Origin of the sequence: Marinobacter sp., from assembly GCF_034669625.1 — a bacterium.
In the GTDB taxonomy this organism is placed as follows: domain Bacteria; phylum Pseudomonadota; class Gammaproteobacteria; order Pseudomonadales; family Oleiphilaceae; genus Marinobacter.
Window position 1 is genome coordinate 107,967 of the sequence record NZ_JAXMOY010000005.1, and the last position, 26,253, is coordinate 134,219.

The 26,253-nt window shown below is 52.7% G+C and carries 19 protein-coding genes; 6 read left to right on the forward strand and 13 right to left on the reverse strand.

Going from position 1 to position 26,253, the window contains the following annotated elements; all coding sequences use genetic code 11:
- Positions 1 to 3: 3 nt before the first annotated feature.
- From VOI14_RS06255 to VOI14_RS06290, 8 genes are read right to left on the reverse strand one after another with little or no spacing between them, the layout of a single operon-like run.
- Entirely contained in the window at positions 4 to 876 is an 873-nt protein-coding gene (locus VOI14_RS06255; protein ID WP_323751176.1) for a type II secretion system F family protein, read from the reverse strand.
- Positions 869 to 1,786, reverse strand: coding sequence for a type II secretion system F family protein (locus tag VOI14_RS06260; protein WP_323751177.1), 918 nt, complete (start codon positions 1,784 to 1,786; stop codon positions 869 to 871). The genes VOI14_RS06255 and VOI14_RS06260 overlap by 8 nt, the downstream gene beginning before the upstream one ends.
- On the reverse strand, positions 1,783 to 2,976 hold the full coding sequence (locus VOI14_RS06265; protein WP_323751178.1) for a CpaF family protein: 1,194 nt from the start codon (positions 2,974 to 2,976) through the stop codon (positions 1,783 to 1,785). Before VOI14_RS06265 ends, VOI14_RS06260 begins: the two co-directional genes overlap by 4 nt.
- Before the next feature lie 14 nt (positions 2,977 to 2,990).
- Positions 2,991 to 4,166: a response regulator receiver-like protein gene (locus tag VOI14_RS06270; RefSeq protein WP_323751179.1), complete on the reverse strand. Its 1,176-nt coding sequence runs from the start codon at positions 4,164 to 4,166 to the stop codon at positions 2,991 to 2,993.
- Positions 4,167 to 4,179: 13 nt separating this feature from the next.
- Positions 4,180 to 5,364 carry a type II and III secretion system protein family protein gene (locus VOI14_RS06275; RefSeq protein ID WP_323751180.1) on the reverse strand — a complete coding sequence of 395 codons (1,185 nt, stop codon included), beginning with the start codon at positions 5,362 to 5,364 and terminating at the stop codon, positions 4,180 to 4,182.
- Positions 5,354 to 6,289, reverse strand: a complete 936-nt coding sequence (gene cpaB / locus VOI14_RS06280) for a Flp pilus assembly protein CpaB (RefSeq protein ID WP_323751181.1) — start codon at positions 6,287 to 6,289, stop codon at positions 5,354 to 5,356. The genes VOI14_RS06275 and cpaB overlap by 11 nt, the downstream gene beginning before the upstream one ends.
- A gap of 54 nt (positions 6,290 to 6,343) precedes the next feature.
- On the reverse strand, positions 6,344 to 6,820 hold the full coding sequence (locus tag VOI14_RS06285; RefSeq protein ID WP_323751182.1) for a TadE/TadG family type IV pilus assembly protein: 477 nt from the start codon (positions 6,818 to 6,820) through the stop codon (positions 6,344 to 6,346).
- Positions 6,821 to 6,855: 35 nt separating this feature from the next.
- Positions 6,856 to 7,059, reverse strand: a complete 204-nt coding sequence (locus VOI14_RS06290) for a hypothetical protein (RefSeq protein WP_323751183.1) — start codon at positions 7,057 to 7,059, stop codon at positions 6,856 to 6,858.
- A gap of 600 nt (positions 7,060 to 7,659) precedes the next feature.
- On the opposite strand from VOI14_RS06290, the gene VOI14_RS06295 reads away from it, so the two are divergent.
- Both VOI14_RS06295 and VOI14_RS06300 read left to right on the forward strand, forming a co-directional pair.
- The gene (locus VOI14_RS06295) at positions 7,660 to 8,754 is read left to right on the forward strand and encodes an OmpA family protein (protein ID WP_323751184.1); all 1,095 of its coding nucleotides are present in this window, start codon (positions 7,660 to 7,662) and stop codon (positions 8,752 to 8,754) included.
- Positions 8,755 to 8,793: 39 nt separating this feature from the next.
- Positions 8,794 to 10,215: a thrombospondin type 3 repeat-containing protein gene (locus VOI14_RS06300; protein WP_323751185.1), complete on the forward strand. Its 1,422-nt coding sequence runs from the start codon at positions 8,794 to 8,796 to the stop codon at positions 10,213 to 10,215.
- 127 nt (positions 10,216 to 10,342) lie between these two features.
- Here the strand turns inward: VOI14_RS06300 and VOI14_RS06305 are convergent, their stop codons facing one another.
- The 5 genes from VOI14_RS06305 to VOI14_RS06325 form a co-directional block, all read right to left on the reverse strand.
- Positions 10,343 to 13,345, reverse strand: a complete 3,003-nt coding sequence (locus VOI14_RS06305) for a parallel beta-helix domain-containing protein (RefSeq protein WP_323751186.1) — start codon at positions 13,343 to 13,345, stop codon at positions 10,343 to 10,345.
- Positions 13,346 to 13,391: 46 nt separating this feature from the next.
- On the reverse strand, positions 13,392 to 15,866 hold the full coding sequence (locus VOI14_RS06310) for a hypothetical protein (RefSeq protein ID WP_323751187.1): 2,475 nt from the start codon (positions 15,864 to 15,866) through the stop codon (positions 13,392 to 13,394).
- Between the two features lie 271 nt (positions 15,867 to 16,137).
- A complete protein-coding gene (locus tag VOI14_RS06315) occupies positions 16,138 to 17,241 on the reverse strand; it encodes an AI-2E family transporter (RefSeq protein WP_323751188.1) in 1,104 nt (367 codons plus the stop codon).
- Positions 17,242 to 17,452: 211 nt separating this feature from the next.
- Entirely contained in the window at positions 17,453 to 18,358 is a 906-nt protein-coding gene (locus tag VOI14_RS06320; protein ID WP_323751189.1) for a response regulator, read from the reverse strand.
- Positions 18,345 to 21,728 carry an ATP-binding protein gene (locus tag VOI14_RS06325; RefSeq protein ID WP_323751190.1) on the reverse strand — a complete coding sequence of 1,128 codons (3,384 nt, stop codon included), beginning with the start codon at positions 21,726 to 21,728 and terminating at the stop codon, positions 18,345 to 18,347. The genes VOI14_RS06320 and VOI14_RS06325 overlap by 14 nt, the downstream gene beginning before the upstream one ends.
- Positions 21,729 to 22,107: 379 nt before the next feature.
- Here VOI14_RS06325 and urtA point away from each other — a divergent pair, with 379 nt between their 5' ends.
- The 4 genes from urtA to urtD all read left to right on the forward strand — a co-directional run bounded on the left by urtA (position 22,108) and on the right by urtD (position 26,252).
- The gene (urtA, locus tag VOI14_RS06330) at positions 22,108 to 23,286 is read left to right on the forward strand and encodes an urea ABC transporter substrate-binding protein (RefSeq protein WP_323751287.1); all 1,179 of its coding nucleotides are present in this window, start codon (positions 22,108 to 22,110) and stop codon (positions 23,284 to 23,286) included.
- 84 nt (positions 23,287 to 23,370) lie between these two features.
- On the forward strand, positions 23,371 to 24,297 hold the full coding sequence (urtB, locus tag VOI14_RS06335; RefSeq protein WP_133006177.1) for an urea ABC transporter permease subunit UrtB: 927 nt from the start codon (positions 23,371 to 23,373) through the stop codon (positions 24,295 to 24,297).
- 9 nt (positions 24,298 to 24,306) lie between these two features.
- Positions 24,307 to 25,494, forward strand: a complete 1,188-nt coding sequence (gene urtC / locus VOI14_RS06340) for an urea ABC transporter permease subunit UrtC (RefSeq protein WP_133006178.1) — start codon at positions 24,307 to 24,309, stop codon at positions 25,492 to 25,494.
- Positions 25,494 to 26,252 carry an urea ABC transporter ATP-binding protein UrtD gene (gene urtD, locus VOI14_RS06345; RefSeq protein ID WP_323751191.1) on the forward strand — a complete coding sequence of 253 codons (759 nt, stop codon included), beginning with the start codon at positions 25,494 to 25,496 and terminating at the stop codon, positions 26,250 to 26,252. The genes urtC and urtD overlap by 1 nt, the downstream gene beginning before the upstream one ends.
- Position 26,253: the final 1 nt, after the last annotated feature.

The window sequence follows — 26,253 nt, forward strand, 5'->3', positions numbered from 1 at the left end:
GCCCTACCGTTGTAGTGCGTCCAAAATTGATAGTACGGCAGGCCCGCCAATTAATATAAACAAAGAGGGCAGCATAAAGGCCATCATGATAATTGTCATTCGGGCACCAACTTTATTCGTTTCTTCTTTCAGTTTGCTGCGCTCTTCGTGGTGAGCATCTTTAACGATTTGCTCCAAGGCCCCGGAAACCCCAGCCCCAAGCGTGCCCGCCTGTTTCATGAGCGTAACATAGCTACGCAAAACCGTGAGGTTCCGGTTTCGCCCTAACTCGTCGAGCGCCCGGCTCCGATCAGCCCCGCTCTCCATCACTCGATTGAAACGGTCAATCCTTGTTATCAAAAGAGGCATAAGCTCTCTTGCCTGATGCGAGATCAGCTTCAACGAACGCTCGGGGCTGAGGCCTGCTTCCATCAACATCCGGGTCATCTGGCATAGCTCTATGGACTCACGGTTCTGTTGTTTTTCAGCCGTGCGCCCCGAACTTCGGATAAACTGCCGCGAAAGATAAAACGCCATCATGAAGGTGACCGCCGTCACCATGACGCCTGAAAACATGATTGCGGTCAGAGTCAGAATTAAGGGCACAACCCAACAGGTGGTAATATAATACTGCCGAGCCCGATACGGTGTTTTGCCCGTTGCATCCAAGGCGGGTTCCAGCTCTTTGAAATCACCGGCCAATAAAGGGCGCCCTACTAACCAGTAAACAAAGGTTTCCAGAGGCGGGCTACCTGTGTCATCTTCTGTGGTTAGCTGTCGATGGAAAAGACGAGCTCGCACCCGCGACTGCAGCGCCCAAGCCGGGGCCCAGACCCACAGGTAAAGTACCGAGGCAATCGCTAAAACAATCGCTCCCACAAACCAAAGATTAACCACGGCCCACTCCCCTGATCAGGTTCCAGACCAAAACCGTTCCGATGACCTGCAACACGCCAGCCGTAATCATCATCGTATGGCCCGTTGACGTGTTCAGAAGCGCCTCAGAAAACTCTTCATTCATTAGAACAACATAGGCACCCAACCCCGGGGGCATAATGGCAAACACAACGGCTGTGAAACGGGTTTCAGCGGTAGCCGCCATAAACTCGCGACGTAATTCTTCACGAGACCGGATCGCTTTCGACACTTCTTCAAGTACAGGCCTGACCGGGGAACCAAAACGAGCCGATGTTCTTAAAGCAATCGCCATCTGGGTAAGTGGAGGAATACTATAAAGTTCTGCAAAACCATCAAGAATCTGAGTGTAGTCACGGCCCTGACTGATAGCGCCTCGTAACCGAAAAGAAAGCGGCTCGAACGCCGACGACGCGTCATCGAAAGCAGCCAACATACTTTGCTCAACTGAGCGCCCGGCGGACAGCGAGCGCAAAACGGCATCAACGATACCTGGAAGCTCTTCGAAAATCTGGCGCCGCATACGCTCAAACTTCACCCGCCAGAGCGTGACGGCAATCATGATAAACGCTATCACCGCAACGACAGCCTCTATCGGACCTCGAACAACGACGATAGTAACAATGACCGCCAACGCACCCACAACAAGCACGAAAAACCGGGGAACAGAAGCCTGTATACCGGCTTTTATTATCAACTGCTCAATGGGACCGAAACGAATGCCAGCGACTGTTTTCTCTTCGACCACATCTTGAGGGGCCAACCGGCGCAGGCTTTGCTTTTGAAGATTAGCCATTCCCTGATAGTAGCCGACCACAAACTGCAGCAAGACAACCACAACGGCTAAAAAGCCCATGGCCAAGGCCGACAACCACAAGATCTGCACACTCACTGCGCTTCAGCCTCTACAAACTCATCCCTGACATCCGCGGCTTGATACAAGGTATTCATCTGATAGGGATTGGATTTAGTCGGTGTCATTTCAACGACTTCGCTCACAATACGACGCCCATTTGAGAGACGTTTCAGCTGAACGAGCACATCCAAAGACGAACCGATCAAACGTCCAATTGCCTGCTCTCCGGCATCATAACCGTTTACGGCCAGCAATGTTTCGATTCGAATCATTGCGTCCTTAGATGAGTTCGCGTGAATCGTGCTCATGGAGCCTTCGTGCCCCGTGTTCATCGCCTGCATTAACTCAATAATTTCACCGGAACGGACCTCACCTACAATGACCCGATCAGGCCTCATTCGAAGGGCGTTGATCACCAACTCACGAGCACTGATGCGCCCGGAACCCTCCGCATTGGCCGGCCGGGTTTCCAAGCGAACAATGTGGGGGTGATCTAGCTGTAGTTCAGCGGAATCCTCGATCGTCACAATCCGTTCATCCTTGGGGATAAACTGACTCAGAAGGTTAAGAATTGTTGTTTTGCCTGTGCCTGTACCACCACTGACAAGCAGGTTTCTTCGCCCCTGCACGATTTTAACCAGTAAATCCAAGCACTCGCGAGTCAAGGATCCGAGGTTCACCAAGTCCGTTGCAGCCAAGTGCTTTTGAGTGAATTTTCGAATCGAAATAGATGGCCCATCCAGAGCTATCGGCGGGATAATGGCGTTAACCCTAGAACCATCCTGAAGCCGGGCATCCACCATGGGGCTGCTCTCATCCAATCGCCGACCTAATGGCGCCAATATTCTTCGGATGATGCGCATCACATGATCGTCATCGATAAAGCGGGTCTGCGCCTTTTGCAGAACACCAGCCACTTCCACGAACACGTTTAAGGGGCCGTTAACAAGGATATCGTTCACTGCCCCATCGGCCAATAGCGGCTCGAGAGGACCCAGCCCAACTATCTCTTCCAGGGTTTCGCGAGCTAGCATGCTCTGTTCAGCCGTTGCCAGCGGTATACGGTGATGAGCGATGTACTGGTTAACGTTGGCTTCTACGAATTTTTCAAGTTGACTGGTTTCTGTCCGCTCGACTTCAAACCCTTCTTCATCCAATCGCTCGATCAGATGAGAATGCATTTGCTTTTTTAACTGTTGATACTCTTCATCGACACGAGTTGCCACGAATTATATGCCCCTCAGCGTTTTTTGAAGAAGGAGAAGGGCCCCTTCAACGAGTGCGTACTCATATAATGCTTATGAACAAACTCCACCAGCTTTTTCTGATAAGGAGATGATCTTGGCAGAGCCCCCAACGGCACGCCGGCATTTATGGAGTCCAATCGGTTAAGCCATTCAACAGGAAGACGCAGACTTGCTTCCAGCCCTATATTTTTCTCTATGTCCTCGAGCTTTAAGGTTGCCCCTTTCCTGTAACCATCGACGACCACCAAGCTCTCACAGTTCGAACCCAGCCACTTTTGGCTCTGCTGGAGCATAGCTTCGGTATACTGGACCTGGTCGACCACTGGATGGGCCAAAATCACCAGCTTGGTAATATCCGACCCAAGAATCTTCAGCCAGGCCTTCGCCTGGTGTTCCACCACCCGGATTACCATGTGATCAAACAGCTCGGCCAACCTCGATATCGCAATGAACAAATCTGCCGCATCATCACCTGTGAGCGTCTCGGCCATGATATTGCCGGACAGCAAACGCAATCCGGGGGAATACTCTTCCAGTGCGGTATTAACAAATGAATGATCGATCGCATCCGTTCGCTTAACCAAGTCGTTCAAACTTAACCTGTTCAGGCTATCCAAATAAAAGGACCGGTTTTCCGTGGCCATGGTGTCAATAGCCAATACGGAACCCTTGGATTGCTGACCACTAAGTTCGCAAGCCAGGTTCTGCGCAAAAAAACGGGTATCGACAACCGAAGCCGCTCCAAGCACTAGCGTTAAAGAGCCAGCCTTGCGTTCCGGCTTGGATACCGCATCAACGGCCGACAACTGCGAAAGAGCATAGATTCTTTCGCTGGCTCTATCTCCGTCAACTCCGGTAATGAAACAGTCTCGTGCACCTGCTCTCATAACTTCCAGCAACAACTCTTGGGAAATATGCTGAGCAACCGCCACCAAATTCACCCCGGGATTAGAGGTCCGAATGGCGGAAAAAAGCTTGGCCGAACGGCCCGGCTCTGTCTCGTTCAGAGCCGCGACAACTACCTTGGCCTGGCTCGCTTGAACCAAGCGATTGACACGCGACAGGTCACCGGCTGAAACGAATTCAAGACTCCACGTGTCCCCCAGCACTCGTTCGAGCCAGGCGCGAATACCCACTTCCTCAGCAATACAGATCAGAGTTTCACTCATGCTACCCGGCTCCTTACCAGCTCAAGCCATTTTCAAGGGGCTCGGTACCGTCCCGTGAGTTAATGAGCATATCGCCCCACTCGGTACTGCTGTATTCATATTTTTTCCCAAAACTCTTAACGTCTTCAGACAACTCCTTCTTGCCACTCACAAACCGTGGTGTAACGACCATGATGAGTTCTCGATCCTCGCTGGAAATACGATCTGAACGGAACAATGCCCCCAGAATAGGGAGGTTTCCCAAGCCGGGCAGTTTGTCACTGTTATTAAACGTGGAACGACTCACCAAACCACTGATCACAAAGCTCTCGCCCGGAGCCATAGACACCATGGTTTCGGTTCTGCGCACTCGCAACCCCGGCACAGAAACACCGCCGCTTGAAACGCCCGAGGTAAAATCAAGGTCGCTCACTTCCGGTGCCACTTTGAGTATGATTTGGTTTTCATCAATAACGGTGGGGGTCAGTGACAGGCTCACACCATATTCTTTATATTCAATCTCAACTTCACCATCATTTCCGGATATCGGCACTGGGAATTCACCGCCGGATAAGAAGGTCGCATTTTGGCCACTCAAACTCACCAATGACGGCTCGGCCAAGGTATAAGCGAAACCACCGGATTCCAAGGCATTAATAATACTCAAGTGACTGGAACCAAAACTGAAGAGATTAAATCCATCAGTACCTAATCCCTGAGATCCACTTGGAATTCCACCGGGGCTGGTAAAGCTGCCGCCGCTTGGAGAAATACCAAACGCGTTATTGCCGCCATTGAATAACTTTGCGTAGTGAAAACCTAAGGTATTCAATTGTTGGCGACTGACCTCAACAACCCGAATATCGGTTTGTACCTGCATTGGCACCGGATGCCGCTCACCAGCGGTAGAACTGACCAGATAGTCCGTTGTGCTTGGCGAGGAATTGCCTTTAGGCCAGACTCTTACCGTCACAGCGCCTGAAGTTTTAGCCGTGACCAAGACTTCCTTTTCGCCACTGACTTGCACAGACGCAACGTCTGGATTCGATACCGCCACTTTTTCGAGCTTATTGGTAAACGCGATAATGTGTTGTTGCCCTGGCGATAACACGACAACCCCATCAGCATCTGCAAAGGCTACCTGAAAACCAGCCAATCCAATCACCATCGCACAAACAGTAATGACCAGTCGCTGCGCAACTCTCATGTTAGCGAACATACACTGTCCTTGTTTCTGAACCTTCAAAAACCTGCACTTTCAACCCAGGCTGCTCTTCTTTTTTAGCTTGCTGGTTTCGTGCTTTCTTCTCCGCCGCCTTTTTGGCCTTAGCTTCGGGGGACAGTGGGCGAATATCGGCTAGGAACACAACCGCCTCCTGCACGTCATCTGACTTGATCGGTGTTTCAGCCTCAACGCTTGAACCGTCTGCCGGATCCAAAGCCACAACACTCCCTCCATGGCTTGTTGCCACAAATTTCAAACTGGCTTCGGAGGCAGCCAGCGCCAAACGCCCTACTTGATCATCCGGTACCGCTAACACCATCGTGGCATTTCTGCGACCGTCATCCTCTGCCGTTAACTGAGCTGGATCGGTCGAGCCTTTTACCGCTAGCACTTCAATTTCACGAAGTATGGTGGATGAAGATGGGCCGTCTTGAGAGTCACCTCGAAAGGTCGCAACCACATCAACCACATCGCCAGGCTGCAACAAACCGCCAACACTCGAAATAGGAGTAAAATCAAAAGCCACGGCCCGCATACCTTCGTCAAGAATGGACTGCAGTGTACTGGAGTTCTCTAGGGTGGATTGACTTAGAGGATTGCCTGCACGAAGCGACGTTGTGGTCGCATCCCCAAATGGAGCGTCATCAACCGTCAACATGTCATGCAGCCGAACCGTGGTTTCAACCTCTGCAAAAAGCTCCGGCACCAGTTCCGTACCCGCGTCAATATCTTCGAGTGCAAAGAGGTAGCGGTAGGTGGGAAGCGACGGCTCGTCACTGGGAAGCGGAGGCGAAGATTCGATACCTGCAGCAACTGAGGAATGCTCTTGGTTGTATCTAACCAATCCGACGATCGCCAAGACTACAGCAGCCGTCGCAAGCAGGAGCGCCGGCAAGGCCGAGACAAATTTCGCCCTCATTATTATTCCTATCCTTGTGTGCTTGTTATAAAACTTTTGAACGCTGGCGGTTATTTAAAACGCTACAGCTGCAGATACGGATAGTTTCTCGGGCTGGGGTGGAAAGCTTCCTAAGAACCCCAGTTTGAGCTGCGGCAAAAACGCTTTGGTACCGTCTGCACTGAGCCTACACTCCAGCAGTCCCACACCATCCTCAACCACGTTTTCACAAATTTTATCAGAATCCGATATGCGTTCCTGAAGTCGCGCCGGCAGATTTTCGACTAATTTATTAAGCCGTATATTGCTGTGGGCTACTGCCGTCGCTCCATATGCCTCTACCTCACCCTCTTTAAAACTGGGATAGTTCCGGCGATCCAGATTAAAAACCGACGCAGCGGCCTGACTTACCGCATTCTGCATTTCCTGTTTATGAAAAAACAGAAGCCCGTAAACCAAACCACCGTAGAGAAGCCCAACCAAAAGTGGAAATATAAAGATAAACTCCAGAGCTACAACCCCGGAGTCCTTTCTTCGTACAGTAATATCCAACGACGGCCTCACAACGCCAGCCCTCATCAATATTATCAGGTACCAGTGACGTCAGACGCTTCCGTGAAGATGCCCTTAAACCACGTAGAAAACTCAGCACCTATCCCTGACTGGGACACGACCACAAGAATAGCAACCAGCACTCCCGCCAACATTATGTACTCAAGAGACGAAGCACCCTTCTGCTTCTTAGGAGCTGCATTTCTGATCCGAGCTACTACTGTTTTATCAAGCTTCATTAAAATTTCCTCTAACTGCAGGGTTATTTTTGTTGATTCAGAGAAACAAAGGCTTTTAGTTTATTTATATTCCTTTCCAAAACGCTCAATAGCGCGCCCTTCAGAACATCCTGCCAAGATCTTGCTGATGTCAGACTAACACCGCCTGCACACTACAATCATTATCATTTCCGTTAGTGGCCTGAGATGAGATGAAATGTAACCAAGTATCTCGTTTTTTGACTATATACGTGAATCTCCTCACAAATCAACAGAATTTAAGGTCTATTTTTTTAACCGACGCCTGTCTTGCCAAACCTCCTTTTGAAAACCTGCAAACATCCTTAGCTTTCAACTCATTTTCATGACATCCGAGTTTCTGACCGTTTTTTTTAAATGGATACTCTTCGACAAGACGAAATCATTCAGCCCCCCCCACAGCTCTTAGACTATGCGTTAAAACGTAGGACGACATATCTTAGACGCCCACTTTCGGATCATTTGAAGCAGTGCGCTTTGCGATTAAGCGTAAATTGAATCTTTGAGGTACTTACAAGTTGGTTATAGTATATCCATTCTTATGCTTCAAATTACCTGTAAACAATAAAAGGAATCATCTACATGTTCACGCTCCGGAACACCGCTTTAATTGTCGCGTTAGCTATTCCCGTCGCGACTACGGCATCTCAAAAGTTTCCATCACAGTACAGCAGCCTTGGCATTGAAGCCGGCTACGTGGACTCTGGAAACTCAGACAACAAATCCGGCGCCACCGACGATCTAAAAAACTACGGGGAATTTGGCCTCAATTTTACCCACCAGTTTAATCCTCGCGTGAGCATGCTCGTCCAGGCCAGTTATTCAGAACCGGAAACCCGCAACTTCGATCAGGATTTAGACATACTCAGAGGTTCGGTCGGGGCCAGGTTCCACCCAAGCTTATATCGACTAGGTAGCTGGCGCCCTTTTGCAGGGATCGGCTACAGCCACGCAGATATTGACCTGGAATCTTACGGCTCGAAAGGTGAGGACATGCTGTATGGCGAGGCTGGTCTGCAGAGAATGATTGCACCACGCTTTATCGCGGAAGCCGGTCTTCGGGGGCGGGTTGAAATCGAAGATCAATTTGTTGATGCACAAGCATTTGTTGGCCTGCACTACGTGTTCGGTCGCGAGTTCCCTGCTGCCCCGGTCAATCGACAGCCATTGGACTTTTCAACCCTCTCTGCTCCGCTAGCCGACTCAGACGGCGACGGAGTTCCGGATCAACAAGATAAATGCCCTGACACCCCCCATGGCGCATTGGTCGATGAAGACGGCTGCGCTCAAGAACTCACCCGAGAGATCAAAGAAACGCTCTACGTAGAGTTCCAGCACGATAAAACAGAAGTCAGACGATCCTTTTACCCAAAGATCGAAGACCTCGCCACAACCCTTAAACAGTACCCAACATCACGCATCCTTTTGGAAGGCCACACTGACAGCACCGGCCCCTCCTCTTACAACCAAAAACTGTCGAAGAGCCGAGCCGATGCCGTCATGAAAGTACTCATCGACCACTTCGGCATCAATGCTGACCGAATCCGCACCACGGGCATGGGCGAATCACAACCCATAGCGTCGAATGAAACCGAAGAAGGTCGCGCACAAAACCGGAGAGTCGAGGCAATCGTTTCCGGTGAACATACGGAAATCCTAAAAAAGACTGGAAAATAAAATCCTAGCCTTTGCATATATCGAAACGGAGTATTCACCATGTTAAAGCTAACCCGAAATCTACTATTAATGTTTCTTGCATCTGCATTGATCGTAGGCTGCCGGAGCGACGATAGCGACGGACGAGTCATCCCTCAAGTAAGCGGATATTCTTTCGACCCGTTCAACCTCAAACCAAACGACAAAGATTTTGACGGCGACGGTGTACTGAACAGTAAAGATGCCTGCCTTTATGTTCCTGGTAACGAACCGGAACTGTGCGGCAGCAAAGTCGACTCTGATGGCGACGGCATTCCCGATAAATACCCGGCCATTGAACCATACATTTTCAAAGATATGGTCAATAAACCCTGGGACAACTGCACTGACGCACCCAACGCAAATCAAGAAGACCTCGACGGTGATGGCGTAGGCGATGCTTGTGACCCCGACATTGACGGGGACGGCACAGTAAACGACCAAGACCTATGCCCTGAAGACGCCAATGATAAGTGCGACCCCGACACAGGCTTTCCGGAATACGACCCAGACAACCTCAATCCCTCAGAAGACGACTTGGACGGGGATGGCGTTAATAATGACGAAGACCCCTGCCCGCGCGTACCTGGGTTTAACCCGGCCCACTGCGATGCAACGGCCGACCCGGATGGCGACGGAATCCCTACCGTTTATCCTTCCATTGAACCCTTCCTATCCGGAAACAAAGCTGGCAACGCATGGGACAACTGCGCTGATACGGCAAACCCGGGGCAAGAAGATTTCAACAATAACGGGATAGGCGACGCTTGCGAAGATAGCGATAGCGATGGCACGAACGACATTAGTGACCCTTGCCCAACTGATCCAACCAATGCATGTTCCGTCGAAGTGCCTGAAGATGTAGTTTTTGCGTGTACGACCGATGGCTCATCCAGCTTTTCACCCATGCTAGCAACCGACAGTGTTGCGCCTGCGGCAACCTACACCCTCTTAGAGAACTGCCTACTGAACGAGGTACTTTGTGGTATTAACAACCCTGCCTATACAATTGACGGAAATTCGAACAGTTCAGCAGAGATCTACAATACGAATCTGCTGGGCATTTCATCGGTCACCCTGGGAGTGCAAGTAGCGCCCTCATCGGATTTCGTATACCCCGGAGCAAACCAGATCGGAATTTTGTTCGAGGACGCGCCTCAGCTGCTTGAACTAGGACTACTTAACAATGGGGGCATTCAAGTCCGCACACTTCTCAACGGCGAGGTTCAGCAAGACAGCGGCGGCGAATTGGGAGTAGCACTTGACCTATTAGGCTTGTCGCAGATCTTTGGAGCGGATGATCCCCAGTATTTGTTGTTTAACACCACAGAGGCGTTTGATGCGATCGAAATCTACAGTGGTGGATTTAAGCTTGTATCACTGTTGGAGCGTTTTAAAGTGACCCAAATTTGCACATCGCAAACACCGCTAGCAACTCCTTAGCCTGCACTCTGACCTCGTGTATGTTTGCACGGGGTCTCACCCACCTGAGCATCCCGGATGCCATTAAAAAACCCGCAACGCTGATGATTACTCACCAGCGCTGCGGGTTTGTTTTTACCGGTTCTACTTAGTTAACGGATTTAAAGATACTAACACCGTCACCACAGGCATCAGCATTCTCGTAGTCGTCGTCAACGACGTTGGCAATCCAGCTATTAAGCAGCGCCACGCCTTCTTCATGCACAACACTCTTGGCGATGGGCGGCATGTTTTTCTGCGGATCATCAGCGCTTCCGACACGGCAGGATACGATTGAGCTATCCGGCTCTCCGGGCACGACCACATGCTGCCTGCCACAAGAACCACCACCCGTCGCGGTGGGCTTCTTGCAAATGCCATAGCCGGCGTCGATTTTACGGTAGTGATCCAGGTAATAACCCGTGTTGGACGCCGCACCCTTGTCGTTATGGCAGTGCTGACAATTCACCTCCAGATAGGCGCGCAGTCGGGCTTCGACGTCGGCATTCGAACCTGCCGCTTCACCACTGTCACCCGGCACACTCCAATGAGGTAGACGCTCAAGATTAGTCGCCACACCATCAACAATGGCGCCGTAGTCAGGAACGTTGGTCAGTAGTCCACGATCGACCCAAGCCTTAAGCTGGTTTTCCGGATTAGCGACACCCTGCCCTTGGTTACCCATAAAGCTGGACTCAGGCTTGTAGTCGCGGTTCATATTTCGTGGCTTTGGCCCAATGGGTGCCGCACCTGCTTCCAAATCATCATTGGAGTGACAGGTTATGCACTGGTTTTGATTGGGGATTGCGTAGCTATCAGAAGAACCCGCCAACACGTTACCCGTATACTGATCCTGGTAGTGCCAACTAACGCTGCGCGTTTCTCCACCCGGGACTAGCGTGGCGACTTTCTTACCAGTCTCATCGGTGCCCCAGCTGTATGCTGGGCCGCTCCAAACGGCTTTTCCACTTTGTGAGATTCGTTTGATGAGCAAACGTGTTTCCACCAACTCCTCGGTACCTTTGCTTTCATCTGTGAACGCGAAGGTTTTGGCGATAACCGTGCCATTCGGGAAGTGGATAGAACCGTTCAGGTTACCGCCGCCCTGGCCGTCCTTATAAACCGCTTTGGTTCCCGGTGGGATAAACGCAACCCGGTATTTGGTGGCATAGTCAGAGAACAACTTGGAGTTAAGCACATACGGGATGCCGCCTTCGTTGGTCTCGCCGCGTGGTTCCTGATCATCCGCAAACAGGTTGTACTGATCCAGACGCGGGCAATCCACAACAAGCGCCTCACGGTTAATTTCACCCGGATTCACAGGCGTTTCGCACAATTGATTGATGTACTCCTGGCTCGGAGCCGGATCAATACCACCACTGCGCTCAAACGGTGGAATCGTCACTCTGGGCAAGCTCGGAAGAGTACAATTGTGATCTTCCAAAGAGGTGTCTCTGACGGTGTCCAAAGAACCTGACACGGTTTGCTCAAGGATATCCTGCAATCCACCGTCCAACAGATCCCCCCAACCATCCAAGGTCGTTAAATCATAATCTGGAAGGGTCAGAAGTCCTGCCAACGGTTTTAGGCCCTGGAAGTTCATGTAAGCCTGACTGTCTGAATCCATCTCATTATTTACAAAGCATGAGCCCCATTCAGGCAATTTACGCTCACCCTCATCATCAAACTTATAAGCGTTGTAATGGCACTCTGGATTCGGATGCTGGTTTGTATGGATCGGTTTACCATTTTCATCTTTAGGTACAGGCTGTCCGTTCGCATCTTCCGGGTACGCACACTCACTGTCGTAGTCATCCAACAAGCCATCCCAGACAATATGGGCGCCCTTACCCGGGTTTTTAAAGTTCTTTAGGCCTATCAATGTCGGCAGGAGCGTTTCGACTTCACCTTCGGCAACCTTTTCCATATTTGGCTTCGGTAAGTCATAGCCCGAGTTTTTCATTACGTTGTTATGGATATGCAGCCCTTCGGTATAGGGGTCCAACTTTTTGTCTGTTGTTTTACCTTTACCGTCCAGCAGCTCATAACTAGTGTAGATAATCGCCGCGGTGCTGTTGTCCTCAAAGACATTATCGTAGATCTCAATATTGTCGTAGCCGAGGGTGATAAACCCTGTACCCCGAGGAATTGCAGACACGATGCCGCTGTGAGCGAAGTTGTAGGTGTTGTTGTTACGAGAGATGTTGTTCAACATCACCGAGGTGTCGCCATACTGGGTAATGTTTTCCAAATCGTAGATCAGGAAACCACCGGTATTACACTCGGCAACGTTGGTGTCGTACTCACCACCCTGAACGTTCTCAATCTCGAAGCCCATAACGTTGTAGGCCGCACGACTGTTCTTGATAATCGCGTTATTGGTCTGGCCAACATAAATACCGGCATCCGAAGCACCGATGGATTCGACGTTATCCACCAAAATATTCTCGGATTCAACCGGATAAATGCCATAGCGGCCGGCCGATGAACTGGGAGTATAATCTGGCGTCGGGTCGCCTTCGTTCATTGGTGGCGCTGTACACTCAACATGAAGACGCGAAGCGTAGTTTTCTTCCGTGATCGGCGCGTCGCCACCGGACCAGATGGCCCTCACGTTCAGCAAGGTGCCCCAATTCACACCTTTCAACTTGAAGGCGTCACCCGGGGAATCGAGAATGGTCAAATCTCTTACGGTAATGCCACGGACGTTCAGGGCCTCAAGACCGGTCACGTTGTCGCTTTCACGGAAGTTCAATACGGTTTCATCTTTACCACAACCGCGTATTTCAACATCCTCCGTGGCCTGAATGAGCAGGCCGTGATACAGCTCGAAATAACCGCAACCAAACTCCAGCGTATCGCCCGGACGAAGCTGAATCATGGCCGTGACCATTTCGTCGGTTGCAAATTCACCGGGGTTTACCTGAAACGTGCGTCCTTCGCTGAATTGATCTACCTGCTCTTGGTCGTCTTTTGAACCCTCCGCTTGGCTCGATGATTTATCCGACCCGCCCGAACCGCCAAAACACCCTGCCATCGAAAGCATGGCCGTCATGCCGAGCACCGCCATCCCACCCCTCCAGGGGGTGGGCATTATATTTATCGTTTTCATAAAGGCTACTTTCCTTCTGGTTGCTAGTTGCCAGGTTTGCTACAGACTACAAAGGAGCACTCTCGATCCGCTCCCACATTCGGAGATAGGCCTCCGCAGAGGTGAACAACTGGTTCACCGCTTCGTCGACACTTTCTTTTGGTCGGTCGGCATTCATAACCATGTCCGCAATCTGGTCCGGGTAGAGTCCGTAGTGGGCAATGCCACGACCGTCATAGAGACCGAACTCACGATCACCGGTTTTTTGCTTGTCGAAGATCACTCGGCCGTCCACAGACTCAAACGGGTACAAGCGAGCATCCTCTTCAGCCGTGCCCGGATTGCCGGGAAGCGTGGCGATGCCGTTAACATCGGAAGCGAAGCCGGCACCACCAAAGGGCCCGACCTTGAAACGGTCAGGGCGCGGACGGTTGCCGTTCTGCAATAACGAATCCACCCAGCCTTCACGGGTGCCACCGAATGAAGCTGCTATGCCGCCCTGTTCAGCAATACGGTCACGCAGTGCTTCAGTACCGCCCCAACCGCCATGACTATTGATCACGGGGTAATCCAGTCGACCTGTGATATCGAGGATACGAGCAGCTGCTTTGCGGCTGATATGATCGGTCTCGATCATCATCTTTCGGCGAACAAGCTCCTGGATCAGAAAGTCACCCAGATCCGTCAGACCGCGTCGATTACACAGATGCTCCGTCCCCCGACGCGGATCCATTTCCTGCATTTCTTCCGGGGTTTCCGGGAAACGGTCACCCAAGTAATCCAGCTGGAAAAGCAACTGATCAATAATTCCGAAGGGTTGCATAGCAGCATTCTGATCCGGTTCATCTCCCACAAATTCTGTGCCTTCCGGGCATTCTTCAAATTCGATGGGGTGACCGGTTTCTATGAAATTACCGGCGTACAGAATGGGGCCAATACCTACACCTGAGCTAAGGTCTGGCAAGTGACCGCCAAAGGCATTGTCGAACTTGTGCACCGGAAAGACGTTGCGCACTCCCAGCAGGTAAAGCTGATCCAGGCGTTCAACAATGTCCTCTTTGGTGCATTCGGCAACCCCAAGAAACTCGCCGCAGCGGAATATCTTGGACATTTCGACCCCGAGCACAACGGCCAGCTTGCCATCGGCAATGACACTCCGCGCCTGGTCAGGGCTGACCACAATCTGGAACCAACCTTCACCCGGGCCACCGTGCTGGGCATCGATGTAATCCTGCATCTCGTACATGCGCTGAATCTGCAACAAGATGGCTTCCATCGGATCGCAGTCGTTCTTCTTCTGGGGATTGATCCGGCAGAGCACTTCGTTATGAACCAGATGGTTGACCAGAATCTTCATGCCGGACAGATGCGCCCGCTCTAGCCAACGGTAATAACTCTGATGGTGTTGCAGTGAGTCGCGGCGTGGCCAGTCATTGAAGCTTGGCCAGCCCTTGGTGTCATGAAGGCCGGCGCCGGATGTGGCTAACTCAACGAATCCAGTCGCGCCCCAGGGGCCATGTACGGCTTCGCAGTCCTCCAGGGCATGGGTGACTCCAAACCGATGAAAGGGGGCACCGTAGTTAACACGCCCACCAATAAACTCGTAGGCGGAGATATGGGAGTGGGTATCGACATAACCGTAGATATCGTCTTTATCGAGACCCTTTACATGCTTGAAGCGGTCGACGTCTTTGAGAAAGATCGCCGGGCCACGCTCATCGACAACATTCAGGTTCAGACCAGCCTCGGGATACGCCTGGCAGCCTTTCGCTTCTTTCAACACAAACGTATTCGATGTGCCGCGCAGGGATGGTGATGTCAGCGTTAAGCCATTTTCAGAAGCCGTGAGCAGCAATCCGGTTACTGCCGAAGCCAGCGTGTACTGATCGGTATCTTCGTGCTTGTTGAGGTTCCAAACGGCAAGATCGCTCGGGCTGTCCACCGCCGCTAACGTGGGCTGCACATCTGTATTCCCCAGCTGACCGCCGGTGAAATCCAGGCTCTCGCCTACGTCACGGAGAATACCGCCGAGAGGCGCAACCGGATCCAGCACCAGATTCAGCGTGTCTCCGAGACCCGACACCAAGTAACTGAGTTCACCAATAAACTGCCCACTGGCATCCAAAAATTCACCCACCGGATCGCTGATACCCAGCAGCTCAAACCGCCCCGTCTCGCCATCGTCACGAGTATAATCCGACATCAAGAGATAAGAGCCGAGCTTGGTAGGCCGCATCGTGAAGCTGGCAGCCTCGGCGGGGTTCGTAGTGACACCGTATTGGCCGCCATCCACGTCTGACACATAAACCCCATCGGATTCGAGGCTGTAACAACCATTTGCAAACTGGTAACGAGTGTTTTGCCACTGATAAACCACGTCACGAGGCTCATCCACTTCAGGCGCCACTTGCTCGTCTATCGGACTATCGCTCGACCCTCCCGCTCCGGCGCTGCGTTCATCACCGCCACACCCGGATAGAGTCAAAGCAAAACTTGCAAACGCAAGACATGCCAGCTTTCGCTGGCGAAAGTTCTCAGCCACTGCACGCTCCTAATTAAGGGAAACCACTTATTGTTTTTATTTAACACTACGAAGTGTCAGCTTTCAGCCCAGTATAATGTGACTAACTTATGTATTCTTTATATTTGTCTATCATTCTTTAGTCATATAGGGCCTTTTTAAGTGAAAGGCCCTGGTTTTTGATAACCAGTCGATAGAAAAACTCTTGAAAATAAGAATTTAAAGCGGGAGGGAGTGCAAAGCAGGTAATGGTGACACGCTCAGGCAGGAGGAATGGCCTGAGCGTGCTAAATCATCGGGCGATGACTTTGTAGACGGGGCGAAGTCGAGGAATCTGCTTGAGAACTACTTGTATAACGGTCATCAGCGGGACAGCGAGAAGAACCCCAACCGGTCCCCACAACCAGCCCCAAAAGAAAATAGAGATGAAAATAATGACCGGATTAATGGCCATACGAAAACCGTGAATCCACGGCTCGAGGAAAAATCCGACAATCGTGGTGAGGAGAATAAAACTCAAAGGAGCCAGCGCCATCATCCACAAGGTATCGAGCGTGACCGCCGAAACCAAGGTTAACAACGCAATGGTCAGCATGTTACCCAAGTATGGAATAAATCTGGCCAGCCCCGCCACCAGCCCCCACATTGCGGGGTCAGGCAAACCAACAACCCAACAAATCAACGCCGTGAGCACTCCAACAGAGGTGTTGCTCACACCCAAAACCGCCAGATACTGAGCAATTTCACGCTGGGAGTAATGGGTAATTCGCAGCACCGTTCTGCGCTGAGGGTTCGGAAGTTGTTTGGCAAAATTCCGAATCAACCGATCGCCACTGACCAGCAGAAAATAGGTTAGAGCCAATGCCAACGCCAACCCTGCGACACCATCTCTGACCTTGGAGACCATTTGACTGCGCCATGAATCTGTCGCCAACACCACGGTTTCGGGTTTTTCTTTACCACTGTCCGACAAGCCTTCTACCGACTTTTCGACCTGCTCGGCAGAGCGATTCACCTTGTCGATCTGGCGCTTGATTTGACTGTCCCCGACCAACAAGCGCGAAATACCTTCCGGTGCTTTCTGCGCCCACTCCAATGCCGGCGTTGCCACAGCAGCGCCAACGCCAACAATACCCGCCAAAACAAGCAGTACCAGGAACAAAGAACTGACGGCTTTCGGTATGTGGAACTTCAGGTAGGCCCGCTGAACAAAAGGAGATAAAAACAAACTGGCAAGCACCGCCAACACAATCGGTAATATGATTTGGTGCGCAATGTACAGCGTGTAAAGAATACCCAGTGCGAACAGCCCATAAATAGGCGTGGACAAACCAACCAAAGCGCTGTTTTTCTGCTGAGGCTCAGCGGCATTGCCCGTATGTGACGACTCCTCCATGAAACACTGTCTCCTGTAGTGGATTCCGGATGAAAAACACAGTCTAACGCCCCCGGTCACTCAGCGCATTGTTGATTTTGGCGAGCGGCCAACTTCTGAAGGGCTGGCACATCTATCCAGAGATTATCACTGCGGAAAGGATGAACTTTCTGTGCTTGGGGACACTTCCGCCGAGTCAGCGTGCGGTGATCATAGGAATGCGGAGCTGCAGTTACTGTGTGGCTAGCAAGCGAATAGCACTGGCTGCAGCAGAGGTTCGGTTTTCAACGCCCAGCTTTCGGAACACTTGCTCCAGATGCTTGTTCACAGTGCGGGGGCTCATCTCCAGAATTTGCGCTATCTCCCGGTTGGTCTTGCCATTAGCTATCCACAACAGCACGTCGGACTCTCTCAGTGTCAGCTGGAAACGCTCTCTCAAGGCTGCGGTAGCGCTGGATTGGTTCTGCGGTGTTTTCAGCCGAAGCAGGTACTCCCGGCCATCCACCAACGCCAGGTACTCTACCGAATGCTGGGCATCCAGAACCTGTAACGGCATCTGATGCCCAGCTTCCAGGTTGTGACTGAGCCATTCTGCGAGTTTGGTGCGGATCGCTTGGAAGTCCGGGTGGCCGATGTCGGGCAGGCATCGACATACATGGGGAGTCCCCCAAAGCAAATTGCCCTCCTGATCCACTGCAAACAGGTTCTGGCCGGCCGTATCCAGCGCAGTCCGCGCGCTTCGTGTCATCCGTGCGTTGGCCAGATGCACATCCATGCGTGCCAGTAGCTCAGTGGTGTTGATGGGTTTGGTGGCGTAGTCGACTCCCCCGGCTTTCAAGCCCATTACCACATGCTCGGTATCACTCAGGCCGGTCATAAAAATGATTGGAATATCGGTGAAAGCCGGATTTTCTTTCAGTCGCCTGCAAGTTTCGAAGCCGTCCATGTGCGGCATGAGTGCATCCATGAGCACGACATCCGGAGTGATGTTCTGACTGATGGTCAGGGCTTGGTTGCCTTCCAGCGCCACCAGCACAGTCATACCCGCTTCCTCAAGCGCATCGCTGATCATTCGGATGGAATCGATCGCGTCATCCACGACCATCACCACGGTTTTCCGGTCATCATGAGATTTCATGTTCGGTTACCTTAAGAAGTTCTAAAATTTTCTCAAACTGGAAATCATTGGTGAGCCCGGCCAGCTCATGAGTAAAACGCTCGTCAGCCTCACCGCTGTGTTTAAGCTCATGCAAGCATTCCAGCAGGCCCTTGCGGTGGCCTATTCGAGCCAGGCTCGCAAGTTTTATTCGGTGCGCTATGTCGGGAAGCGGTAGAACACCATCTTCGGAGAGGGGAATCGGCGCCAGCGGTTCGGCACTTTTTTCAAACCGCCAGTCCAGCCCCAGCACGCGAGCAATAGTCTCCAGTAAAAGGTTCAGACGCACCGGTTTGATAATGTAGCCATCGTGCAGAGGGGTGGATTCCACCGAGTGATGCCCCTCGTTGGCATCGGCAGATACCATAACCACAGGCATCGTATGTTTGTCGGCACGCAACTGTTCCAGTGCCTGCCAACCTGTTTGGCCAGGCATAGAGACATCCATAAGCACTAGGTCCGGTCGTTCTGCTTCAACGGTAGCCAGCACCTTGAGAGCATTGCCGATGTCAATAATCTCGAAGCCCAAGGGCGATAACATGGCGCGGATCACCTGGCGATGTGAAGAGTCGTCGTCGACCAGCAGGACTTTACGCCTGACGCCCTGATAGCCGTATATCCGGCGCGCTGGCGCGGAATTGGAGCGTGGCGGGGAGCTGTGAACACTGGACAGCATAAGACTGACTTTGAACGTGCTGCCATGGCCGAGCTTGCTATCCACGCTGATATCGCCCCCCATGATGTCTGTGAGCAAGCGAGTAATAGTCAGCCCAAGGCCGGTGCCAATACGACTCTCCCCGGGGAGGCGGATACGCTCGAAGGGCCGAAAAATACGCTCCAGATTTTCCTCTGCAACCCCCTCACCTGAATCCCGAACAGTAAATTCCGCTACCTGACTGCGGTAGCGCAATGTCAGCGAAACGCTTCCGCGATCGGTGTACTTAATGGCGTTGGAGAGCAGGTTGATCAGGATCTGGCGCAGGCGCTTTTCATCCGTGGTCACCACTTCCGGCAGTGGATACGGACAATGGTAATCAAAGGCCAAGCCCTTCTCTTCAGCCTGTAACCGGAACATGGTAACCAGTTGTTCCATGAGTAACCCGATACGCACCTGATCCCGATGCAGATCGAGCCGCCCGGCTTCGATCTTGGAAATGTCCAACAGCCCCTCAATCAGATCGGCCAGATATTCGCCGCTATGACGGATCACTCCCACAGCCTCTTTGCGGTGAGCGGGAATGGCCTCATCGTTTTCCATGAGCTGGGCATAGCCCAGAATCGAATTGAGCGGTGACCGTAGTTCGTGGCTGATTCCCGTCAGGTAGCGACTTTTTGCCCCATTAGCGGCTTCCGCCTGCTCTTTGGCCTGCTGCAAAGCCTGATCAGTCCGTTCGTGCGCAACGATTTCTTCCATCAACAGGCGGGTTTGCCGTCTGGATTCTTCCTCAGCCACGACTCGGCTGTCATGGGCCAGCACAAACAGCCAGCAGATCACCCCGGTGACGATCAAAAGAATAAAAAAGACCTTCCACAAGGTCGCAGACAACAGCAGGGCCTCGGGTGTCGAGGCGACGGGAGTCTTAAAGTGGATCAGTGACAGCAGAAGGCCGGACAACCCGTTGATCACGAACAGGAGCGTCAAAAAATGGCCCAGTCGCGAGCGCAGATGATTCAATACCGATTGGGGAATCAGCTTGCCCAGAAACTGCTGAAGCTGTTCCTTATAGCTGGCGCCTGGCTTGCAGGCGTCACCGCAGCGGGCATCAAGTGAGCAGCACAATGAGCAAATGATGCCGGCATAAGCCGGGCAACTGGTAACGTCTTCGGGTTCGAATGCGTACTCACAGATGGTGCACTGCACCAACTGGTGATCTGTGGAGAGAGGCACGAACGGGCGAGCCGTATAAAATCGCCCCCCTGTCTTCCAGGCGATGAATGGCGCGGTTATAAGGGCTATGCCCAGAGCAATGAAGTGAGACAGAGCCTGGGGGTAGTCACCAAGAACACCGGTATGGCAGATGACCCCAACGACGGAGGCGGTGAACATAGCCCCAACACCAACAGGGTTGATGTCGTACAGGTGAGCCCGCTTGAACTCGATATGTCTGGGGCTGAGACCGAGCGGCTTGTTGATCACAAGGTCGGCCGCCAATGCGCCAACCCAGGCGATGGCAATGATGCCGTAGAAACCTAACGTTTCCTCGAGTGCCCGATATACGCCCAACTCCATAACCAGCAACGCAATCGCCACGTTGAAGAACAGCCAGACCACGCGCCCCGGGTGGCTGTGGGTGAGGCGGGAGAAGAAGTTTGACCAGGCAATAGAGCCGGCGTAGGCGTTCGTCACATTGATTTTCAATTGGCATAAAATCACGAAAATGCCCGCCATGGCCAAAGCAACTTCCGGAGAATCCGTGACGTAATTAAATGCCACCAGGTACATCTGAGTTGGGTCGGCCGCCTCTGTTGCGGAAACGCCGTGATTTAGTGCCAATACCGCCAAAAATGAACCGGCCAGAATCTTGATCATCCCGATGACAATCCAACCTGGCCCACCGGCCATGACGGCTAACCACCAGCGACGCTTCTCCTGGGGATTTTTCGGCTCTGGAATAAAACGAAGAAAGTCCACCTGTTCGCCAACCTGTGCGATCAACGAAAAAACAACCGCCGCGGCCGCACCGAACGAGATGATATTGAGCCCTTGTCCGGCGACCGTGTTCAGCCCCTCGAACCGAGTCCAGTCGCTGACGGAGGAGGCGTCTGCATAGATGATGAATACGAACGGCGTCAGTTGTAACAGGATCCATACGGGCTGGGTCCAGACCTGAAATCGGCTGATCGTGGTAATGCCGTGTATGACCAGGGGAATAATTACCACAGCGCAGATCAGATAGCCGAACACCAAGGGAATATCGAACAGCATTTCCAGAGCCATGGCCATGATGGCGGCTTCAATGGCGAAAAATATGAACGTGAAACTGGCGTATATAAGCGATGTGATGGTTGATCCGATATAGCCAAACCCGGCACCCCGAGTGAGCAGGTCAATATCCACCCCGTAGCGTGCCGCGTAGTAGCTGATCGGGATGACCGTCAGAAAGATCACGAGACTGACCGCAAGAATGGCAGCCACCGCATTATCAAAGCCGTAGTACAAGGTGATGGAGCCGCCAATGGCTTCCATGGCCAGGAACGAAATTGCGCCCAGAGCGGTATTGGAGACCCGTGCTGCGGACCAGCGCCGGGCACTCTTGGCGGTAAAGCGCAGAGCGTAGTCCTCGAGGGTCTGATTGGCGACCCATTGGTTGTATCGGCGCCTAACCCGGAAAATATTTTGTCTTGCGGCCATTGGTACCTTGCCCGGTTTTGGTGCGGTTCTGTGGTTCGGTGTGCCGGAACTGAAAGTCACTTCAAGTTCCGTGCCATAGCCTGCTGCACCGAAAAAACGGTCACGTTTGTTTTGCGCACCTGCGTTTTAGCCTGTGTTGTCCGACACCGGAATGCGTCAAATGACGTAGTTCGCTGGGGCGATTGCCGAATGGGCGCTTATAAAGGGGCCAAGCAGAATGTTTGGGGTAGGCGCTGTGCTTCCGAATGGATGCGCAGCACCGGCTTTTCAAACACTGTGAGGATTCACCATGGGTACGACAGATACAACCGCCACCGGGCGGTCAGATGGGAAGGGGTCAGGGTTTCGAAAGAGCCTGATGACACTGGCGGCGTCCGTCATGCTGGCCACATCTGTACAAGCGGCAACTCCAAGCACCGCTGAGGTCAACACCACAGGACTAGCGGTTACGGATGACACGGTCACGGTCGGCATACTGCACTCGATTACCGGCACAATGGCAATCAGCGAGATTGGCTCAGTGCAGGCGGAAAAGCTCGCCATTGACCAGATTAACGCCTCCGGCGGTGTACTCGGTCGCCAGATTGAATTTGTCCAGGAAGACGGGGCCAGTGACTGGCCTACTTTTGCAGAAAAAACCCGTAAGTTGCTGCGTCAGGACAATGTAGCGGCTATTTTCGGTGCTTGGACCTCCGCATCCCGTAAAGCCATCCTGCCAGTGATTGAGCAGTTCAACGGTATGCTGTACTACCCCACTTTCTACGAGGGCCTGGAACAGTCCCCCAACGTTGTCTACACCGGGCAGGAAGCTACTCAGCAGATTCTCGCGAGCATCGACTGGGCAGTTGAAACCAAAGGTGCCAAGACATTCTATCTGTTGGGCTCGGATTATATCTGGCCACGTACCTCCAACAAGATTGCCCGCAAGCACATCGACAAGCTGGGCCTGAAAGTTGTGGGTGAAGAGTATTACCCACTGGGCCACACCCAGTTCAACTCGGTTATCAACAAGATCAAGCTCAAGAAGCCGGACGTTATCTTTGCGTCAGTCGTGGGCGGCTCCAACGTGGCTTTCTACAAGCAAATGAAAGCCGCTGGTGTTGATTTCACCGATGAGAAGCCTCTGCTGCTGACCATCTCTGTGACCGAGGACGAAATCCGCGGTATCGGCGGTGAGAACGTCGAAGGTATCTACGCCTCCATGAAGTACTTCCAGAGCCTGGACAACGCCAACAACAAAGACTTCGTAGCAGCCTTCAAGGAAGCCTACGGCGATGACATGGTGATCGGTGATGTTACCCAGGCAGCTTACCTCGGCCCATGGTTGTGGAAAGCAGCGGTTGAAAAGGCCGGTTCCTTCGATATCGACAAGATCCGCGAAGAGTTCGCTGGCATTGAATTCGACAAGGCGCCAGAAGGCTATGTGCGTATCCACGAGAACCATCACCTATGGTCCAAGACCCGCATCGGTCAGGCCCAGCTTGATGGCCAGTACAAAGTGGTTCACGAGACTGAAGAGCTGATGGAACCCGACCCGTTCCCTGAAGGTTACCAGTAAGTTTGGATAGCCGGCGCCCTTAGGCGCCGGCATCTATTGCCTCTAAAACGTTAAGCATATTGGTTTGATCGGGGAGTAAGCGTCATGTTCGATGGCTACACCAGCAGTGAATTGATGTCGATATTTGCCATGCAGGGGTTTGCCGGGCTCTCCCTGTTTTCAGTGTTCGTGCTGATGGCTTTGGGCCTTGCGATCATCTTTGGACAGATGGGGGTGATCAACATGGCCCACGGGGAGTTCATGATCCTCGGTGCCTACACAACCTATCTGACATCCGGATTTTTCCAATCCTATCTGCCAGGTTTTTTCGGCGGGTACTTCTTTATCGCCATGGTTCTGGCCTTCCTGATTTGTGCCGCATTGGGAGCACTCGTTGAGTGGCTCATGATAAGGCATCTCTACCACCGACCACTCGACACTCTGCTCGCCACATGGGGCCTGAGCCTGATCATGCAGCAGGCTTACCGCTCCATCTTTGGCGCCCGGGAAGTGGGCGTTGATCTACCGGAGTGGATGATGGGTGCTATTCAGGTGACCGACATGGTCGACCTGCCAATTAACGGACTGTTCGTCATGGTCATTGCCCTGTCGGTTGCCGTGGGTGTGTATCTGCTTATGTACCGCTCCGGCTATGGCAAAAAGGTTCGCGCCGTGGTCCAGAATCGGCCGATGGCAGAATCCGTGGGCATCAACAGCGCAGGCATAGACCGGGCCACCTTCGCTCTCGGCTGTGGCATCGCCGGTATTGCCGGTGCCGCATTCACCATGATCGGGTCGACTGGCCCTTCATCAGGCCAGGCTTACATCGTCGATACATTCCTCGTTGTGGTATTTGGCGGCGCCCAAAGCCTGATCGGCACAATCATATCTGCCTTCGGTATCTCACAGGCTCAGTCCACCATGGAGTTCTTCCTCAGTGGTTCCATGGCCAAGGTACTCACCCTGCTGGTTGTGATCGGAATTCTGATGATACGTCCGGAAGGACTCATGGCCTTGAAGGTCCGTCGCTAGGAGATTGTCATGAAGCATTCATCCCTTATGAAGTGGTTTGTTTCCCGAGAGGGGCTGTATTACCTCGCACTGGCTTTCCTGCTGGTGGTTATCCTGCCGCTGGCTCTGGACCCGTTCCGACTGAATATGGTGGGCAAATACCTGACCTACGCCTTCGTCGCGATTGGCCTTGTCATGTGCTGGGGTAAAGCTGGCATCCTCAGTCTTGGCCAGGGTGTGTTCTTTGGCCTGGGCGGATACTGCATGGCCATGTTCCTGAAGCTGGAGGCCTCCACGCCGGAGGCCACGGCTATTCAGTCCACGCCCGGCATTCCGGACTTTATGGACTGGAACCAGCTCACCGAGCTGCCGTGGTTTTGGGAGCCGTTCCACAGCTTCTCGTTCACCTTGTTGGCGGTTATTGGTGTGCCGGTTCTGCTGGCGTTCGTCATCGGCATTGCCATGTTCACCCGGCGGGTGGGCGGCGTTTATTTCGCCATCATCACTCAGGCCATTGCAGCGGTGCTGACCATCCTGATTATCGGGCAACAGGGCTATACCGGTGGCGTGAATGGCATTACCGACTTGCAGACTTTGATGGGCTGGGACATCCGTACCGATGAGGCCAGGAATATTCTGTATTTCGTCTGCGTCGGCATGCTCTTTCTTTGCCTGTTCGCAGCGCGCCTTGTTCAGAACCGGAAGCTGGGCCGCATCCTCGTCGCCATGAACGCACAGGAAATGCGGGTGCGCTTCTCCGGCTATGACGTGGCGGCCTTCAAGATCTTTGTCTTCTGTCTGGCGGCAGCCTTCGCTGGCATCGGCGGCGCGTTGTTCACACTATTGGTGGGCTTCATGTCTCCATCATTCATCGGCATCGTTGCCTCCATCGAGATGGTCATCTTCTGTGCCCTTGGCGGCCGCTTGTCCATCCTGGGTGCTGTCTACGGCGCTCTGCTGGTCAATGCCGCCAAGAGTGGTTTCTCCGAATCCTTCCCAGAGCTTTGGCCTTTTGCCATGGGCGCCCTGTTCATCGGTGTGGTGCTGGCTTTCCCGAACGGCCTGGCGGGGCTCTACAAGAGCTACGTGATGCCTCTGGAAAATAAGGTCTTCAAACGCAGCAAGAGTAAAGCCGCACCTGTGGTGGCCAAGCCGGCTGCTGAACAGGCCGAGGGTTTTAGTCCGATGGCAGGCACCTACAGTCCGGAGAAATCGTGATGAGCACAAGCAAGAGCAACAGCGGGGATTTTCTACTGGCGGTTGAGGGCCTGACCGTCTCCTTCGATGGCTTCAAGGCAGTCGACGACTTGTCCTTCTACCTCGACCCTAAGGAAATCAGGGTCATCATTGGCCCCAACGGCGCGGGCAAGACGACGGTGCTGGATCTGATCTGCGGAAAAACCAAGGCGACGTCCGGTTCCATCAAGTTTGCGGGCAAGGAGCTGACCAAACTCAAAGAGCACCAGATTGTCCATTCGGGCGTGGGCCGGAAATTCCAGACTCCGTCTGTCTTCGAGGACCTGACGGTGTTTGAGAACCTTGAGGTGTCTTATCCCCAAGGCCACAGCGTTATGGGTGCACTGGCTTTTAAGCGGGATGAGGCGGTTATTGAGGCGGTGGAAGATGTGGCGAAAACCATCTTCCTCACCGAAGCCCTACATGAGCCTGCCGCGCTGCTCAGCCACGGCCAGAAACAGTGGCTGGAAATCGGGATGCTACTGATTCAGAAACCGGATTTGTTAATGCTGGATGAACCAGTGGCCGGCATGTCTGTGGCGGAAAGGAAGAAGACGGCGGAACTGCTCCGGGTGATAACCCAGAGCCATACGGTTCTGGTGATTGAGCATGACATGCAGTTTGTCGGCGACATCGCCGACCGGGTCACCGTCATGCATCAGGGCAAGGTTCTCTCGGAAGGGTCCATCGATCATGTGAAATCGGACCCTAAAGTCATCGAAGTCTATCTGGGGCACTGAT